Annotated in this window: 15 protein-coding genes; 10 read left to right on the top strand and 5 right to left on the bottom strand. The window is 62.5% G+C overall.

Going from position 1 to position 17,984, the window contains the following annotated elements:
- Positions 1–129: 129 nt before the first annotated feature.
- From ACQR0W_RS21070 to ACQR0W_RS21060, 3 genes are read left to right on the top strand one after another with little or no spacing between them, the layout of a single operon-like run.
- Positions 130–1,266 carry an MlaE family ABC transporter permease gene (locus tag ACQR0W_RS21070; RefSeq protein ID WP_316169724.1) on the top strand — a complete coding sequence of 379 codons (1,137 nt, stop codon included), beginning with the start codon at positions 130–132 and terminating at the stop codon, positions 1,264–1,266.
- A 2-nt stretch (positions 1,267–1,268) separates the two neighbouring features.
- Entirely contained in the window at positions 1,269–2,048 is a 780-nt protein-coding gene (locus tag ACQR0W_RS21065; protein ID WP_315712944.1) for an ABC transporter ATP-binding protein, read from the top strand.
- Positions 2,049–2,051: 3 nt separating this feature from the next.
- A complete protein-coding gene (locus ACQR0W_RS21060) occupies positions 2,052–3,152 on the top strand; it encodes an ABC-type transport auxiliary lipoprotein family protein (protein WP_316159259.1) in 1,101 nt (366 codons plus the stop codon).
- A gap of 10 nt (positions 3,153–3,162) precedes the next feature.
- On the opposite strand, the gene ACQR0W_RS21055 is transcribed toward ACQR0W_RS21060, so the two are convergent.
- Positions 3,163–3,480, bottom strand: a complete 318-nt coding sequence (locus ACQR0W_RS21055) for a c-type cytochrome (protein ID WP_315825125.1) — start codon at positions 3,478–3,480, stop codon at positions 3,163–3,165.
- A gap of 138 nt (positions 3,481–3,618) precedes the next feature.
- Between ACQR0W_RS21055 and ACQR0W_RS21050 the strand changes: the two genes are divergently transcribed.
- Both ACQR0W_RS21050 and ACQR0W_RS21045 read left to right on the top strand, forming a co-directional pair.
- Positions 3,619–4,332, top strand: a complete 714-nt coding sequence (locus ACQR0W_RS21050; protein ID WP_315712941.1) for a helix-turn-helix domain-containing protein — start codon at positions 3,619–3,621, stop codon at positions 4,330–4,332.
- A 571-nt stretch (positions 4,333–4,903) separates the two neighbouring features.
- The gene (locus ACQR0W_RS21045) at positions 4,904–5,635 is read left to right on the top strand and encodes a Crp/Fnr family transcriptional regulator (RefSeq protein ID WP_315712940.1); all 732 of its coding nucleotides are present in this window, start codon (positions 4,904–4,906) and stop codon (positions 5,633–5,635) included.
- Positions 5,636–5,660: 25 nt separating this feature from the next.
- Here ACQR0W_RS21045 and ACQR0W_RS21040 read toward each other — a convergent pair whose 3' ends face one another.
- The 3 genes from ACQR0W_RS21040 to ACQR0W_RS21030 form a co-directional block, all read right to left on the bottom strand.
- On the bottom strand, positions 5,661–5,912 hold the full coding sequence (locus ACQR0W_RS21040) for a TRAP transporter large permease subunit (RefSeq protein WP_316169723.1): 252 nt from the start codon (positions 5,910–5,912) through the stop codon (positions 5,661–5,663).
- A 206-nt stretch (positions 5,913–6,118) separates the two neighbouring features.
- On the bottom strand, positions 6,119–7,117 hold the full coding sequence (locus tag ACQR0W_RS21035; protein ID WP_315825123.1) for a TRAP transporter substrate-binding protein: 999 nt from the start codon (positions 7,115–7,117) through the stop codon (positions 6,119–6,121).
- Positions 7,118–7,172: 55 nt separating this feature from the next.
- Positions 7,173–7,859: a GntR family transcriptional regulator gene (locus ACQR0W_RS21030; protein ID WP_315713634.1), complete on the bottom strand. Its 687-nt coding sequence runs from the start codon at positions 7,857–7,859 to the stop codon at positions 7,173–7,175.
- A gap of 361 nt (positions 7,860–8,220) precedes the next feature.
- Between ACQR0W_RS21030 and ACQR0W_RS21025 the strand changes: the two genes are divergently transcribed.
- The 5 genes from ACQR0W_RS21025 (at position 8,221) to ACQR0W_RS21005 (ending at position 16,045) form a co-directional block, all read left to right on the top strand.
- On the top strand, positions 8,221–10,308 hold the full coding sequence (locus tag ACQR0W_RS21025) for a molybdopterin oxidoreductase family protein (protein ID WP_316169722.1): 2,088 nt from the start codon (positions 8,221–8,223) through the stop codon (positions 10,306–10,308).
- A 187-nt stretch (positions 10,309–10,495) separates the two neighbouring features.
- Positions 10,496–10,762 (top strand): hypothetical protein, encoded by a 267-nt coding sequence (locus ACQR0W_RS21020; protein ID WP_315753528.1) that lies wholly within the window; start codon positions 10,496–10,498, stop codon positions 10,760–10,762.
- Positions 10,763–11,030: 268 nt separating this feature from the next.
- Entirely contained in the window at positions 11,031–14,456 is a 3,426-nt protein-coding gene (locus ACQR0W_RS21015; RefSeq protein WP_316169721.1) for an acyl-[ACP]--phospholipid O-acyltransferase, read from the top strand.
- Entirely contained in the window at positions 14,456–15,193 is a 738-nt protein-coding gene (locus ACQR0W_RS21010; RefSeq protein ID WP_315753624.1) for an esterase/lipase family protein, read from the top strand. The genes ACQR0W_RS21015 and ACQR0W_RS21010 overlap by 1 nt, the downstream gene beginning before the upstream one ends.
- Before the next feature lie 72 nt (positions 15,194–15,265).
- Positions 15,266–16,045 carry an enoyl-CoA hydratase/isomerase family protein gene (locus tag ACQR0W_RS21005; RefSeq protein ID WP_315753532.1) on the top strand — a complete coding sequence of 260 codons (780 nt, stop codon included), beginning with the start codon at positions 15,266–15,268 and terminating at the stop codon, positions 16,043–16,045.
- Positions 16,046–16,743: 698 nt separating this feature from the next.
- Here the strand turns inward: ACQR0W_RS21005 and ACQR0W_RS21000 are convergent.
- Positions 16,744–17,955, bottom strand: a complete 1,212-nt coding sequence (locus ACQR0W_RS21000) for a DUF418 domain-containing protein (protein WP_316169720.1) — start codon at positions 17,953–17,955, stop codon at positions 16,744–16,746.
- Positions 17,956–17,984: the final 29 nt, after the last annotated feature.

The raw sequence follows: 17,984 nt of genomic DNA, 5'->3' as shown, positions 1-17,984 counted from the left end.
GTAGCTCGGCACGATGCTTGATTTCGCTCAACCCGTTGCGCTGACGGGATTGACGCAGATCAAGCGAGGCAGATCGGCGCGATTTAGGAACGGGTGTGCCTCGGCACGCCGACTGAGGGAGACATCCAATTGCGTGCTCATCCGGGACTGACCGCGGCGACGACGGAGGATGTGCTCGAGCTTCGTCCGAGCGGATCATGGGTGTCCCTGAACGTGGCAGAGCTCGAGAGCTTGACCAGCTCTGTCGGCAACAGCATCAACAGCGCGACCGCCGTGAAGCTCGATCTTGGGGCCGTCAGCGAAATCGATACCGTCGGTGCTTGGTTGCTTGAGAAGCTCGGCCGCCGGGCTGCTGCGGGCGATCGTCGGGTCGAGATGATCGGGGTAGCAGAAAACTACATCGGCCTCGTCGAGGAGGTCCGGCAGGTCAATCGACGAGTCGTCGAGCCGGCACCGAGACTGAACCCGATCCTCGCCAAACTCACCGACCTCGGTCGTTCGAGTCTGGGGGCCGCCCAGGACATCAAGGTGTTTCTGGACATGTTGGCCGCGCTGTTCTTTGCGCTGCTGCGCACGCTGCGCCGGCCTCAATCTCTGCGCGTGACCTCCCTCGTCTATCAGATGTACCGCATCGGGTGGCAGGCCATTCCAATCGTGGTGTTGATCACATTCCTGATCGGCGCCATCATCGCCCAGCAGGGGATCTTCCATTTTCGACGTTTCGGTGCCGAGTCTTACGTCGTCGACATGGTCGGAATTCTGGTCCTGCGCGAGCTTGGCGTTCTGATCGTCGCGATCATGGTGGCAGGGCGGTCGGGAAGCGCCTACACGGCCGAGCTTGGATCGATGAAGATGCGCGAGGAGATCGACGCGCTGGTGACGATGGGACTTGACCCTGTCGAGGTGCTGATTCTGCCCCGTATCGTTGCGTTGATCTTGACCTTGCCAATTCTCGCCTTCATCGGCTCGATGGCTGGCCTGTATGGAGGAGGGCTGGTGGCCCAGCTCTATGGCGGGATGGGACCGGCAATCTTCATCGCCCGGCTACACGATGCCATCTCGGTGACGCACTTCGAAGTGGGAATATTGAAGGCGCCGTTCATGGCCCTGGTGATCGGCATTGTTGCCTGCAGTGAGGGACTTCGTGTGAAAGGTAGTGCCGAATCGCTGGGGCAACAGACTACGACATCCGTGGTGAAATCCATTTTCCTGGTCATCGTGCTCGATGGTCTTTTCGCCGTGTTTTTTGCGTCCATTGGAATGTAGCGATGGATGATCTTGGCGTGTCCAGCGCGATCCGCGTGACCGATCTCGTTGTCGGGTTCGGCCGGCAGCTCGTTCTGAACAATCTTTCGCTCGACGTTCGTCGCGGTGAGATTCTCGGGTTGGTTGGCGCGTCAGGCGGCGGAAAATCCGTCCTGATGCGGACGATCATCGGACTCATTCCTCGGCGCAGCGGGACCATTGAGGTCATGGGGACAACCGTTGGGGGCGCCGAGGAGCGGACGACGCAGGCTGCAGCGAAGCGCTGGGGAATTCTGTTTCAGCAGGGTGCTCTGTTCTCGTCACTGACGGTCAAACAGAACGTACAGTTTCCGCTGCGCGAGAGCCTGCAGATGTCGCAGGAGTTGATGGATGAGATCGCGATAGCCAAGCTCGAAATGGTCGGCCTTCGCGCAGAGGACGGTGATAAATTCCCAGCCGAGCTATCCGGCGGCATGACGAAGCGCGCCGCGCTGGCGCGCGCCCTCGCTCTCGATCCGGCGATCGTATTTCTTGATGAGCCGACCTCCGGCCTCGATCCGATCTCCGCCGGCGACTTCGACGCCCTGATCAAGACGCTCCAGCTGACGTTGGGATTGACGGTGTTCATGGTGACCCATGACCTCGCCAGCCTCAACACGGTCTGCGACCGTGTCGCTGCGTTGGCCGATGGCAGGATCGTGGCGATTGGTCCTATGAGCGACCTCCTCCGATCAGAACATCCATGGGTCAAAGCCTATTTTCACGGCAAGCGATCCCAGATGCTGCAACCAAAAGCGAGTTGAAAGATGGAAACCCGTGCGCCCTTCGCTGTCATCGGCGGCTTCGTGCTGGCGGCCATCGTCGCGATCTTTGGCTTCGTTTACTGGCTCAACAACACCGGAGGACTCGGGCCTCGCACGACCTATCACGTGCAGTTCGAGGGCTCGGTGCCCGGCCTGCTGGTCGGGGCTGCCGTTCTGTTCAACGGAATCCGGGTCGGCGAGGTGACTGAGCTCGGTCTGGCGCCGAACGATCCGCGTCGGGTCAACGCAACGATTTCCGTGGCGTCGACGACCCCGGTGCGCGCCGACACCAAAGTAGGGTTGGAATTTCAGGGGCTGACCGGAGTGCCGGTGATCGCGCTGGAGGGCGGCGCGTCTGCAGGAGCGGCGAGTGCCGTATCGACCTTGATTGCAGAACCAGGCGCCGGACAAAGCATGACGCAGGCCGCCCGGGACGCCCTGCGGCGTGTCGACGCAGTTCTTGCGGAGAATGCCGGGCCGCTCAAAGATACGATCGCTAACCTCAAGACATTCTCGGACGGCCTCGCGCGGAATACCGGCAAGCTCGATGGAATCGTCTCGGGTCTGGAGAAAATGACGGGAGGCGGTGCTCCAGCACAGAAAGTCACCTATGATCTGAGCGCGCCAAGAGAACTGGGGCCGGTCAACAAGACCATCAAGGGTCAGCTCTCGATACCTGAGCCCACGGCCGTGGCGATGCTGCAGACTCAGCGCATGCTGTTCACGCCCACAAAGGACTACCCCGGGTTCGGTGATTTCCTGTGGGCTGACAGCATCCCCAAGTTGTTGCAATCACGTCTGATCGATGCCTTCGAGAACTACGATGTGGCCCACGCTCCGCTGCGGACATCCGATCTGGGCCAGCCGGATTTTCAGCTGCTGATCGATGTCCGCCGTTTCCGGATCAATGGCGATACCGCCGCGGTGGAAATTGGCCTGTCGGCTCGCCTCGTCGACAAGAACGGCAAGGCCATCGCGTCTCGGCTGTTTGGCGAAAGCCAGCCCGTTGCCCGGCTTGATCCTGCTGATGCCGTGTCCGCCTTCGATGAGGCCTTCGGCCGGATTGCCAAATCGATTCTGACCTGGACGATACAGGCGCTCTGAATCGATCGGGCTATTCCAAGCTCTTCAAATACGAGAGCAGATCGTGGATCTGCGGCGGCGCAAGCTGGAATTGGGGCATGGCCGGGTGACCAGTCATGATCCCCTCCGCGAGCGCTTCGCCCAAAGATTCGATCGGGTAGCGGAGATGGAGGCTTCGGAACGGAGGAGCCGGTTCGAACGGGCTATCTCCCGTTCGACCAATGGCGTGGCATCGTGCGCAGTGGGCCTTCGCGAAAGCCTGTCCGCGTTGCTGCGCCGTCGACGTCGCGTATGACGGGGTCGCCAACGCAATCGCGGCGAGAAGGTGGCACAGAACAAGCCGCTGCATTCACGATATCCATTGGTTGGGAGTGGCGGCCACGATAGGGCCCGGATTGTTGGTTCGTTTGATTTGAATCAATCGGAACTTCGAGCGTCCGTTAGAATGCAATCATTCTCTTTGCGCTTGGCCCACCGGAGCCCCCGTATGAAGACGTCTCTTGTTGCAATCGATTTCCACGGGCAGGCCTGTGCCGATTGTGCCGTGCGGGGATTCAGTGTCTGTGCGTCGCTCGACCAGTTCGAAATGCGCGAATTCGAGCACCTCAGCCGCCGAGCGCATTTTGCGACCTGCGAGACGGTTTTCGCGCAGGAAGACACGTCGTCCTGCTTCTACAATTTATTGGATGGGGTAATGAGGCTCTACAAGCTTCTCCCCGACGGACGCAGGCAGATCGTCGGATTTGCGCTCCCCGGTGACTTCGTCGGCATGACGACGGAGGAACGGCACGGATTTTCGGCTGACGCGATCGGTCCCGTCACCGTCTGCCAGTTCGCGAAGGGACCGTTCGGACGCTTTGCCGAGGACAAGCCGAATCTGCTGCGCCGGATGAACGAACTGGCCGTGCAGGAGCTGAATCAGGCGCGTGATCACATGGTACTTCTTGGGCGCCGATCAGCCGAGGAGAAGGTCGCGACATTCCTCGTTGGCTGGAGGGATCGGCTGGTGGAGCTTCGGGGGCCCTCTAACATGGTACCGTTGCCGATGAGTCGGCAGGATATCGCTGACTATCTCGGGCTCACCATCGAGACCGTCAGTCGAACGTTCACGAAGCTCGAACGGGAGGGCATCATCGCGATCCTGCCCGGGGGCGTCTCGCTTCGGGACTCGGCACGAGCCGAAGCAATGGCTGCTGCCTGACATCGTTGGCGAAATCCGCATTGCATTGATCTGGATCAAGGACTGTCGCGCAGCCGGTAGGGAACTGTATCTCAAACTCGAACAGGGGAGAGAGACATGCCGCTCGACGCTATGTTGGTCAGCTTTGCAGTTGTGGGGGTCTTTGTCGGGTTCGCCGCGGTCCTGCTTTGGGCTGATTCACAGACAAGGCATCGGGTGTGAGGTACAGGCTGCCCTTGGACTGCGGCATCTTGCGCTCAGAAGAGTAGCGCTGCTGGTCCGACGGGGCGGCTGGACGATTCCCACGCGCTGCACAATGTATGCCGGGCCCGTATCTGCGGCGGAAACGCCTCCGGCGTCGATTGGCACATGGCTTTGCCGTTGAGCGTTCGCCGCATTTTCCTGGACAATCCGCCGATCTGCCGTATTCCGAGGTGCAATGAAATCGAGGATCGGTGGTCGCAAGTCTGAGGGATCGTCTTTGCTGGTGGCTGTAGGCGTGTCCATAGTCCCCTGACATTCGCGGGGCTTTGGCCACCGGCTTTGGACCTCTCCCTTGGGCGGCGGTATTCGGACGCCTGGGAGATGCGGTGTGGCTGAGGAAAAGCGGGCGAGCGTCCGACCTACCAACAACGGCAAGCTGTCGGTGCTGCGTCAGCATCCGATTTTTCGTGAACTCGAGGCTGATGCGGTCGATCAGCTCTGCCGCTACGCCAAGCCGACATCGCTCAAGCGCGGTGCAACCATCTTCTCAAAAGGCGATCCCGGCTCGAGCTTGTATGCCGTGATCAGTGGCACCGTCAAAATCAGTGTCTCGTCGCCCGACGGCCGCAATGCTATCCTGAACCTGATCAGCGCCGGCGAGATATTCGGCGAAGTCGCCGTGCTCGACGGACGAGAACGTACAGCCGATGCAACGGCCAATACGAACTGCGAGATCCTGGTCATCGATCGGCGCGAATTCCTGCCGTTCGTAAAGAGCCAGCCGGTGCTGGCAATGAAGTTCATCGAGCTGCTTTGCGATCGGCTGCGCTGGACCAGCGACCAGGTCGAGCAGGTCATCCTTCAGGATCTTCCCCGCCGCCTTGCCAGTGCGCTGCTCGGCCTGACCGACAAGCGCAAGCTGGATGCCGCGAGCCGCACCATTGCCATCACGCAGCAGGAGATCAGCGAAATGGTCGGCATGACGCGGGAGAGCATCAACAAGCAGTTGCGTGCATGGGCCGCGCGGGACTGGGTCCGCCTCGAGCACGGGGCGATCGTGCTTCTGAACCCCGAGCCGCTACGCGGATTGGCGGAGGCTGGTCAAGACGAAGACGAGTAGGGGCGGCGAGGCATTTTCCGGCGTCCTACCTAGCCGATGATGGCCGTATCTCGCCGGCGGCGAGCTGGATTTCGGGGGGGCGGCGGACGACCAAATCCTTGGCCGGACCCGCTGGCCGTGGGGGATGGCCCTCGCGATAGGCGATCACGATGCAGAGCAGGATCAGCGAGAAGCCGAGCAGCGGCCCCGGGAATACACCCGCCATGAACAGCGCGCTGATCGAGATCGTCCCGCCGGTCGCGAGCGCGTGAAGGACGGCGTTAGGGCTTGGTGGCACCAGCACAACAGGACGGCCATCGCCTCGGGCCAGGAAGCGGCGCCGTTCAGGACGTAGCGGGTGAAGACCGCCCAAGGGATGACGGCTGAGATCAGCACGAGCGCCGTTACGCCCACGATGACGCAAGCGGGATACAGTGCATCCATCGCCCGGCGATAGAGTCCGGCCATCGTAAGCCTCCTGATCGTCCGAACCGAGCGTGCGGTCTATGCGATGTCCTGAATGCGCTTGATCATTTCTTGGTACTTCGGACCGTATTTGTCCCAGACCGGCTTCACGGCCTTCTGGAACGGCGCCTTGTTGGCGATTTCGACGATCTCGGAGCCACCGGCCTTGGCCTTCTCAATCGCTTCCCGCTCGTAGGCCTTCCAGAGTTCGCGCTCCTCCATCTGCGCTTCGCGCGCGAACTTCTTGATCAAGGTCTGGTCGTCGGTCGACAGGTTTGCCCAGGACCGCTTCGAGAATACGAGGATTTCCGGAATGACGAGATGCTGGGTGAGCGAATAGTACTTCGCGGCCGTGTAATGATTGCTGGAGACGTAGCTCGGCGGATTGTTTTCGGCCCCGTCGATCACGCCGGTCTGCAGCGCGCTGAAGACCTGATCGTAGCCCATCGCGACGCCGTTGCCGCCGAGCGCGTTCATCATGTCGATGAAGATGGGATTGCCGATCACGCGGATCTTGAGCCCCTTGACGTCCTCGACCGTCCTGATGGGCTTCTTGGTGTTGTAGATGCTGCGCGCGCCAGAATTCATCCAGCAGAGTGCGACGAGATTTGCGCTGGCATTGGCGCTGACGCGGTCCAGAAGGTCCTGACCGATCGGACCGTCCATCATCTTTTCAGAATGTTCGATGCTCTTGAACAGGAAGGGCATGTTGACGACGTTGACGTCGTCGACGATCGGGCCGAGCGCGCCGGCGCTGACCCGCAGTATCTGGATCGCCCCGATCTGGGTCTGCTCGATAGTCTCTTTCTCGCCGCCGAGCTGAGCGGAGGGATACATCTGGATCAACAGCCTGCCGTTGGTTGCCGCTGCAAGCTTCTTGCCGAGGTTTTCTGTTGCTGCAACCGTCGGATAACCCGGCGGCTGAACGTCGGATGCCTTGAACACCGCCTTCGATTGCGCAAGGGCGGCCGAGATCGGCGGCAGCGTTGCAACGCCCGCAAAGCCCACGCTCAGTCTGATGAAATCGCGTCTTTTCATGGCGTCTCTCCGACGGAATGATCGTGTCGCCGCAAGGTTCGATGCGATCATCTCGTTAGCCTGGTTGATCGAAATACTCTGGATTCTTGGTCTGAATTTCAGAGATGTCGTCGAGCAGGCGTTCCAGATGACTCGCCATGGCAGCCCTGGCACGATCCGGATCGCGCCGTTCGATGGCCTGGAGAATTGGTTCGTGCTCTGCGATCACTTCGGCCATCCGTCCGATCTGCGGCAGGGTCAGTCGACGATAGCGGTCGACGTGAACCTTGACCTGAACGATCAGCTTCCAGATCCCGGGATAGCCGGCGACCTCGGCGATGCCAGCGTGAAACATCTCGTCCGCCTGGTGGAAGGCTTCGCGATCCTTTGCGGCGCAGGCCTCGCGCTGACGTTCGAGGGTCGCATGCAGGTTGAGCAACTGGCTCGATGTCGCATGCTCGGCCGCCATCCGTGCGGTCGTCTCTTCGAGAGACTTTCGGATGATGATGGTCTCGGGGAGTGCTGCGACCGGAATGCGCGAGACGAAGATGCCGGACTGCGGAAAGATCTCGACCAGCCCTTCGTCCGCGAGTTTCAGAATGGCCTCGCGGACCGGTGTCCTGCTGACGCCATAGGCCGTCGCGATCTGCGCTTCCGAAATCGGTTCGCCCGGCAGGCGCACGAGCGACACGAGTTCGGACCTGAGATCGGTGTAGATGCGTGACGCTGCTGTCGCGCCGCGGGGGCGACCATTGCGGCGCATGCGGGCGACCACGGGCCGTGGCGCTGCGGCCAATTTCCTCGGGGGTCGACCGGACATCTTCGTTTCCTCAGCTGATATATTAATATATGAAACTGGCTTTGCAATCGAAATTGCCGTCAGCTGAGGACTCGCGATGGTGCACTGCGCTGTACGCAGGCAGCAACCACGAGCACGCGACAGAGCCTATCGTCTTTTCTTGCCGTCTTCATCTCGCTCCTAACGCCGGATCGGCCGTTGTCGGCGGCGACTTGTCCACATCCAGAAGCAAATCTGCGGTGGAGCAGACATGCACGAATCTCGTTCGTGCGAATGCCTCGCGAATGCTCTCGGCGGATGCATTCTTTGATGCTACCAATCGGGCATGAACCAGCAGACTCGGGTCGATATCCGCCATTCTACCTGCCCGCACGATTGTCCGTCGGCCTGCGCGCTCGACGTCGAAGTGCTCGATCGGAAGACGATCGGCCGCGTTCGCGGCTCGAAACGGCAGACCTATACGGCTGGCGTGGTTTGCGCCAAGGTCGCGAGATATGCCGAGCGGATTCATCATCCTGAAAGGCTGATGCATCCGATGCGTCGCATCGGTCCGAAAGGCTCAGGGCAATTCGCACGCATCTCCTGGGACGAGGCATTGGACGAGATCGCGGAGCGATTTCTCCAGGCGGAGCGCGACTTTGGCGCTCAGTCGGTCTGGCCGTATTATTACGCGGGCACGATGGGGCTCGTGATGCGCGATGGCCTCAATCGTCTCACCCATGTGAAGAAGTATTCGCGCTTCTACTCGACGATCTGCGCCAATGTCGCGCGTATCGGCTTTGCCATCGGCACTGGGAAGATCGCCGGCGTCGATCCGCGGGAGATGGCGCTCTCGGACCTGGTCGTGATTTGGGGCACGAACCCGGTGAACACGCAGGTCAATGTCATGACTCATGCCGCGCGCGCCCGAAAAGAGCGGGCCGCCAAGATCGCGGCGATCGATGTCTACGACAATGAGACGATGAAGCAGGCCGACATCAAGATCATCCTGCGCCCGGGCACCGACGGCGCCTTTGCCTGCGGCGTGATGCACGTGCTGTTTCGCGATGGCTTTGCCGACCGCGCCTATATGGAGAAGTACACGGACTGTCCTGCGGAACTCGAAGCGCATCTGCAGACGCGGACGCCGCAATGGGCATCGCAGATTTCTGGCGTTCCCGTGGCCGAGATCGAGGCGTTCGCCCGTCTGGTCGGCGAGACGAAGCGGACCTTCTTCCGACTGGGTTATGGCTTCACCCGCAGCAGGAACGGCGCGACGCAGATGCATGCGGCATCCTGCATTCCCGCGGTGACGGGCGCCTGGCAATACGAAGGAGGCGGTGCCTTCTTCAACAACGCGGCGCTGTGGCATTTCGACGAGTCCATCATCGAGGGCCACGACGCCGTGGATCATTCCACTCGCTTTCTCGATCAGTCCCAGATCGGGCGCATCCTGACGGGAGACGCGGTGGCCCTCTGTGGCGGCCCGCCAGTCAAGGCGATGCTGATCCAGAACACCAATCCGATGACGGTGGCACCCGAGCAGGAGCTGGTTCGCAACGGATTTGCGCGCGAAGACCTTTTCGTCGCCGTCCACGAGCAGTTCATGACCGAGACGGCGCAGATGGCGGACATCGTGCTGCCCGCCACGATGTTCATGGAGCATGACGATCTCTATTACGGCGGCGGCCATCAGCACATTTCGGTCGGACCGAAGCTGATCGACCCGCCCGGCGAGTGCCGGTCCAATCATGAGGTGCTGCAGGGCCTGGCGCGCCGGTTGCGGGCGGTGCATCCGGGCTTCGAGATGTCGCCGCGCGAGTTGATCGATGCGACGTTGAAGAAGAGCGGCCATGGCGATATCGCCGGGCTCGAGGCCGATGTCTGGCGTGACCTTCAGCCGGACTTTCGCACCTCGCACTATCTCGACGGTTTCGCGCACAGGGACGGTAAATTCCACTTCAAGGCCGACTGGGCTCATCCGCCATTCGGCCGCGTCATGGGCAATCCGGAGCGCATGCCGTCATTGCCCGACCATTGGGCGGTGACCGAAGAGGTCGATCAGCAGCATCCGTTCCGGCTTGCGACAAGTCCGGCTCGCTCGTTCCTCAACACCTCCTTCAACGAGACGCCATCGTCGCAGGCGCGGGAAGGGGGCCCCTCCGTCATGATCCATCCACTGGATGCAGCCCCGCTCGGCATTGTCGACGGCGACATCGTCACGCTCGGCAATGAGCGCGGACAGACCTCGCTTGCCGCCCGGCTGTTCGACGGAGTTCAACGCGGGGTGCTGATCGCCGAATCGATCCATCCCAATCGCGCCCATATCGGTGGACGGGGCATCAATGTGCTCACCGCAGCCGACACCGTCGCTCCGATCGGGGGCGCTGCCTTCCACGACAACAAGGTCTGGCTGCGCAAATCGGCGGGCTGACCAGCTCGGCAAAAGCCGAGTTATCAACATCCCTTTTGATTCCAAGGCGTTATTCACCTCTCACGCCTAGGAGCGGGCCGTTCACAGGATTATTTTACCTTTATCGGGCCTCTTGCATTCCCCGCTTGAGCGTCGCTCAAATTTGTTGTAAGCATTTTGAGCAACGCTCAAAACGTGGAGAAGTCCCATGCAGGTTCTCAGCTCTCGCGCTCCGCAACTTTTTTCGATCAATCCCATGGTGATGCTGAACGGTCTGGCGCGGTCCGCGTCTCACCTTTTGACGGCGCGCGTCGAGCGCATCGCAAATGCCTGTGATGTTGCCGGTCTGCTCGCTGCGCGACGAGCGAGGCGGCTGGCCGGACAACGTCTTTTTCGTGCCGCCGGGCGCGAAGGGCGCCGGCTTCGCCGTGGCGGCCTATTCGGCTGCTTCCGCTACCTGAGCGAACTGACCTGACCTTGTCTCGAATCCCCATCTCAGGCGCAACGAAGCGGTCACCATGTCCTTGCGTTCCATACATCCCCTCCAGCTCCTACAGGTCTGGATAAGCCTTTTGCACACGACCTACGCGCTACTCTTCGTGCTGGTCGGCGACCAACAGCAGAACGCGAAACCGCATGACCGCGTCTAACGGGATGCATCACCGGCACCACCTCATTTCATCACCAACCAAGGCTCTTGCGGTCCTTGCGGCCAAGCCGCTGCAGCACACCAGGAATCGATCATGATCAAGCAGTTGATGTCGTCGCGTCGTTTTGCCCCGCTGTTCTGGGCCCAATTCTCCTCGGCGCTGAACGACAACATTCTGAAGAATGCGCTGGTCATCATGCTGCTCTACGGCGCCGTGGCAACGCATGGCGACGCGCTTGTGACCGTGGCGGGCGCCGTCTTCATCTTCCCATTCTTCATCCTGTCCGGGCTCGGCGGCGAGCTGGCGGATCGATACGTCAAGGGAATCGTGGCGCGCCGGCTCAAGTTCGCGGAAATCTTCGCCGCAGGCTTCGCGGCGCTGGGCTTCTTTCTGCATTCGATCCCGCTTCTGTTCGTCGCCCTCGGCATGTTCGGTGTCATCGCCGCGCTGTTCGGCCCCGTGAAATACGCCATGCTGCCGGATCAACTGACGGTCGGTGAACTTGCTACTGGCAACGCGCTGGTAGAAGGTGCGACCTTCATGGCCATCCTGATCGGCACCATCGCCGGCGGCCAGCTCGTCTCCGGCTCGTCGCATATGGGATGGGTCGCTCTCGCCGTCATCGGCCTCGCGGTGATCTCCTGGGCTTCGGCGTCGCGCATTCCGCACACTTCGCCGTCGGCACCGGATCTGCGCATCACGGCCAACCCTTGGACATCGACCTCGCACCTTCTGAAGTCGTTGCATGCCATGCCCCGGCTGTGGGACGGCATGGTGATCGTGTCGTGGTTCTGGCTGGTCGGCGCCGTCGTGCTGTCGCTGCTGCCCGCGCTGGTCAAGGATGTCGTCGGCGGCACCGAGGGGGTGGTCACCTTGTGCCTCGCCGTCTTCGCGATCGGCATCGCCATCGGCTCGCTGTTCGCGGCGCATCTCAGCCACGTCAGGCCGAATCTCGCGCTGGTGCCGATCGGCGCAATCCTCATGGGCGTGCTCGGTCTCGATCTGTCCTGGACGATCGGGACGACAGCGACCGCGAAGGACCTCTCGCCGCTCGCCTTCGTCGGCTCCTGGGCGGGAGCGCGCATGCTGATTGATTTCGCGGTGTTCGCCTTTGGTGGCGGCCTGTTCGTGGTTCCTGCCTTCGCCGCGGTGCAGGCCTGGTCGGAGCCGACTGAGCGCGCCCGGGTCATCGCTGCCGGCAACGTGCTGCAGGCAGCCTTCATGGTGGTCGGCTCGCTGGGCGTGGCCGGTCTGCAGGCCGCAGGCCTCTCGATCGCCTGGATCTTCTTCGGTCTGGCTTTGGCGAGCTTCGGCGCCGTTTGGTTCGTGCTCAACAAATGGGGCAGGGAGGGCGTGCGCGACTTCGGCGCGATGCTGTTCCGCGCGCTGTTCCGCACTGAGGTGCGTGGGCTGGAGAACCTGCCGCCGGCCGGCACCCGCATGCTGATCGCGCCGAACCATGTCAGCCTGATCGACGGTCCGCTGCTCCACGCGGTGCTGCCGATCGATGCCACCTTTGCCGTCGACACCGGGATCTCCAAGGCCTGGTGGGCGAAGGTCTTCCTGAAACTTGTAAGCCACATCACGATTGACCCGACCAAGCCGCTCGGTGCTCGCGATCTGATCAAGCTGGTCGCCAGCCAGGAACCGGTGGTGATCTTCCCAGAGGGCCGCATCACGGTGTCGGGCTCGCTGATGAAGGTCTATGACGGCACCGCGATGATCGCCGACAAGGCCGACGCCGTCGTGGTGCCGATCCGCATCGAGGGCGCGCAGCGCTCGCATCTCAGCTATCTCAAGGATGGCCAAATCAAGCGCTCGTGGTTTCCCAAGGTGACGGTGACGATCCTGCCGCCGGTGAAGCTCACCATCGATGCGGCTCTCAAGGGCAAGACCCGCCGCAATGCAGCTGGCGCTGCGCTGCAGGACGTGATGATCGAAGCCATGGTGAAGAACGCAATGCTGGATCGAACGCTGTTCGAGGCGCTCGCCCATGCCCATCGCGACCACGACACCGGCAAGGTGATGATCGAGGATCCGCTCGGCACCAAGCTGACCTATCGCAAGCTGCTGCTGGGCTCGCAGGTGCTCAGCCGCAAGCTCGAGCAGGGCACGATGGTGGGCGAGAACATCGGCCTGTTGCTGCCGAACTCCGCCGGCGTCGCCGTGGTCTTCATGGCGCTGCAGTCGATCGGCCGCGTGCCGGCCATGCTGAACTTCTCCGCCGGCCCGGTGAACGTGCTGGCGGCGATGAAGGCGGCGCAGGTCACGACCGTTCTGACGTCGCGGGCCTTCATCGAGAAGGGCAAGCTCGACAAGCTGATCGCGGCGATCGAGGGGCAGGCCCGTCTGGTCTATCTCGAGGACGTCAAGGCCTCGGTCAGCCTGGCCGACAAGATCAAGGGAATGATCGACGGCACCAGGCCGCGCGTCGCCCGCAATGCCGACCACCCCGCCGTGATTCTGTTCACGTCCGGCTCCGAAGGCACGCCAAAGGGCGTCGTCCTGTCCCATCGCAACATTCTCGCGAACGCCGCCCAGGCATTGGCGAGGGTCGATGCCAACGCTAACGATCTTGTGTTCAATGTTTTGCCGGTGTTCCACTCCTTCGGCCTCACCGGCGGCATGATGATGCCCATGTTGGCGGGCATTCCGATCTATATGTACCCGTCGCCGCTGCATTACCGGATCGTGCCCGAACTGATCTATCAGACTGGCGCCACGATCTTGTTCGGCACCGACACCTTCCTGACTGGTTACGCACGCTCCGCTCATGCCTATGATTTCCGCACGCTGCGGCTGGTCATCGCCGGCGCCGAGCCGGTCAAGGATCGGACACGGCAGATCTACATGGAGCGTTATGGCATCCGCCTGCTCGAAGGCTATGGCGTCACCGAGACCGCGCCGGTGCTGGCGATGAACACGCCGATGGCCAACCGGGTCGGCACCGTCGGGCGCCTGTCGCCGCTGATGGAGTACCGGCTCGACAAGGTGCCGGGCATCGAGGAGGGCGGGCGGCTTTCGGTCCGGGGGCCCAATGTCATGCTCGGCTATGTCAGGGCCGAAAATCCCGGCGTGCTCGAGGCGCTGCCGGAGGGCTGGCACGACACCGGCGACATCGTCACCATCGACGCGCAGGGCTTCATCACGATCAAGGGCCGCGCCAAGCGCTTTGCCAAGATCGCCGGTGAGATGGTGTCGCTGACGGTGGTCGAGCAGATCGCCGCGACCTTGTGGCCGCAGGCGGCTTCGGTCGCGGTGTCGATCCCCGATCAGCGCAAGGGCGAGCGCATCGTGCTGATCACGACGCAGAAGGATGCCGAACGCTCCGCGATGCAGCGCCAGGCCAAAGGCCAAGGTGCGCCGGAGCTTGCGGTGCCGGCCGTCGTGATGGTGGTCGACAAGATCCCGCTGCTCGGTTCCGGCAAGACCGACTATGTCGGCGCCAAGGCACTTGCCGAGGCGAGTGCGGCAACCGCTACGACGGAGCGCGAGCCGGAGGAGCGGGAAGTCGCGTGATCGCATCGCTGCGCCGGCGTTCTCAGCACAGTGGCCCCCGCGGCGCGGGGGTTGTGCTGCTGCATGGCATCGCCGGCCGATCATTGATGCTGCGTCCACTGGAAAAGCGGTTGCAGCGCGCAGGTTTTGCGACGCTGAACCTCGACTATGAAAGCCGCAAGAAACCGCTCGAGTTTCTTGCCGACGACATCCGCCCGGCGATCGCCGATTTCACAGCCAGGATCGACGGTCCGATCCACTTCGTCACCCACTCGATGGGCGGGCTGCTGGCACGGGTCGCGATTGCGAAGCATCGGCCGGCGCGGCTCGGCCGTGTCGTCATGTTGGGAACGCCCAATGGCGGCAGCGAGCTTGCCGACCGGCTGCAGAACGTCGGGCTCTATCGCGCTTATTTCGGTCCAGCCGGCCTGCAATTGGTGACCACGAAGGACGTCACGCTCGCCTCTCTGCCACCCGCCGACTACGAGATCGGCGTGATCGCCGGCAACCGCTTCCTCGATCCGATCGCCGGGCTGTTCCTGCTGCCGTGGCCGAACGACGGCCGCGTCTCCGTCGAGAGCTGCAAGCTCGCCGGGATGACGGACCACACCACCATCAAGGCGTCGCACATGGGCCTGCTGGTGCATCCGACGTCGTTCCGGCAGACCATCGCGTTCCTGCGCACTGGCCAGTTCGAGCCGGTGCGTCCGCTGCTGCACGGGGTCATCGCCGAGATCGGCCGCCGCGCGGCCTCTTGACGCAAGTTTTCCTTGCCCGCGGCAGCTATCCCGCGACAATCTCGCATCCGACATCAAGCGACAGGCAAGGCGATGACCGACGACAGCGTGATTCTCGACAAGCGCGGGCAGGCCCTCTGGATCACCATCAATCGTCCGGAGAAGCGCAACGCGCTGAATGGCGACGTGATCGCCGGGATCTCGCGCGGCTATCGCACGGCACATGACGATCCCGAGGTGCGCGTGATCGTGCTGACCGGCGCAGGAGACAAGGCGTTCTGCGCCGGCGCCGACCTGCAGAACTCCGGCGCGGCCTTCGCGATGGATTTCTCCCGCCCGAATGTCGATTACGCGGACTTGCTCCGGCTGTCGCAGAATTCCACCAAGCCGGCGATTGCGCGCGTCGGCGGCGTCTGTATGGCCGGCGGCATGGGCTTGCTGTGCATGACCGACATGGCGGTCGCAGCCGATCACGTCGTCTTCGGCCTGCCGGAGGTGAAGGTCGGCGTGTTCCCGATGCAGGTCCTGAGCCTCTTGCAGAGTATCGCGCCGCCGCGTCTCGTCAACGAATGGGCGCTCACGGGCGAGCCGTTCGACGCCAAGACTGCACAGGCTGCCGGGCTGCTCAACCATGTCGTTCCCGCCGCCGAGCTCGACGGCAAGATGGACTGGCTGATCGGCCGTCTCGTCGACAAGTCGCCGACCGCCATCCGCCGCGGCAAATACGCCATGCGCGCCATCGCCTCGATGTCGTTCGACGAGTCCATCGCCTATCTCGAAAGCCAGATCGCGCTGCTGGCGATGACCGAGGATGCCAAGGAGGGCCTGAGGGCGTTTGCCGAGAAGCGCAAGCCGGTGTGGCCGGGGAAGTAGCTCGCTGCGGGTAGAGTGTGTGACGGCGGCTCTGTTGTTGCCGCTGTCATGCTCCGCGAAGGCGGAGCATCCAGTACGCCGAGGCCTCCCGGTTCGATGACCACGGCCTCTGGAATACTGGATAGCCGGCTTTCGCGGGCGATGACAGTGGAGGGGTGGAAAGGTTCTTTGCTCCAACAATATTTGTCCACCTAGGGTGATACATGGATCGGCGATCTCGCGACGCTTCACGTCCGAGTCTTGCGTCAGATTTCGCCCTCTGAACGAAGAGGGCGCAGGGAAGGCCGGGAGCTCGCCGCCCCCATGGCCCGCCTGCAGGAAGAAAAGCAGGCGGCAGTCACCACAGGTTTGGCCGCAACTACCGGCCTTCCCTGCGCGACGGGCTTACGGCTTATACGTGGTCTCCCTGGTGCGCCGGGCTTTCAGGCCACCATCCTCGCGCGAAGCAAAGCCTCGTCGCGAGTTGACATCAGCGTCGGGATGTCAGGACCACACGATTTCGCCGTCCGCCACGCCACCAGTCGTCTTGCGCAAACGCGCCTGACGCCGCGACGGCCATCGCATCACCGGCCCAACGCTCGTGACGATCGCGAGGCGCCCCTCTCGTAGGCCGTGACGCCGGGAAATGTGCAGCTGATTTGCCCGACGGCGCAACACCCGTTGGGGTGCGACATAGTAACCCGACGGGTGCAGTCGCGTCAGGAGTGCGGCCGAAGCCGCATCGGCTGCAGCTTATTGTACATCAGGCTGCGCCACAGCCATTCGATGGGGCCGAACTGAAACAGCCTCAGCCAGCACCAGCTCGCGATCACCTGGAGCACATAGACGACCACGCCGATGCCAAGTGCGAGCGAGACGCTGAGCCGGCCGAACAGGCCGAGGCCATAGCCGTAGAACACGACGCCGAAGATGACGGACTGCATGAGATAGTTGGTGAAGGCCATCCGGCCGACGGGAGCCGCCCAGCCGAGCAGGCGGGCGCCCCAGATGGTGCTTGCAGCCGAAAGGATCAGCGCACCATAGGCAAGCGCCAGGCTCACAGTCGCAAGCGATGCGCCGGCGTCGATCGTGACAGCGAGTGCGGCCAGGGCCGTCAGCAGCAGCATGACGCGGTGATGCGGCATATCGCGCAGAAGGCCGGATCGCCAGATGACGATGCCGGCGAGGAAAAGTCCGAGCGTGCGCGGAAAGATCCACAAATGCAGCGGCGCGATGGCGCTGATTTCGGACAGCCGGAACACCAGGATCTGCGAGAAGTTGCCGTTGGCATAGATGCGATTGGCATCGACAACATGCTGCATCATCCAGGAGGAGCTTAGTAGCGGCAGCACGGGAATAAGCCAGCTGGTGAAGTACAGCCCGAGCAGGGTGAGGCTGCTCGCGATCACCAGCCAGCTTGGCGCGAACAGGAACGGCAGCACGAGCAGTCCGGCAAGCGCATATTCGGTCAGGATGTCACCATTCCACAGCAGCGTCAGGTGCAAAATGCCGATCGCGAGCAGGACGAGCAGCCGCCGGAGCAGCAGGGGGATACGTCGCTCCGGAGCGATCCGGTCGAACTGCATGGCCAGCCCGATGCCGAACAGCAGCGAGAACAGGGCAAGCGCCTTCATGGAGACGGCGCGCGCGAGACCATCTTCGATGGCGCGATTGAAGGGCGAGTCTCCGACGATGGCCCACAAAAGCTTGACCGTCTCCGGTGATGACGATCCGGCGAAGAAGGTCGTGCCCGCTTCGTGCGCTCTCGGCGTCGGCAGAAATTGCTGGAAGATCGAGATACGGAACTCAAATACGACGTTGATGGCCATGACGCCAAAGAGGGCGAGGCCGCGGAGGATGTCGATGGCTGGCAGCCGGTCGCCACCAGAGGCAGGCCCCGTCGGATTAGCTGATCCGATCGTCGCAGTCATAGGGCTGAGAACTCATAAGCAGGGAATGG

The organism is Bradyrhizobium sp. HKCCYLRH1034 (assembly GCF_051168375.1).
Classification (GTDB): domain Bacteria; phylum Pseudomonadota; class Alphaproteobacteria; order Rhizobiales; family Xanthobacteraceae; genus Bradyrhizobium.
Note: the sequence above shows the minus strand (reverse complement) of the source record. Positions and strands in the feature narration are given on the sequence as shown.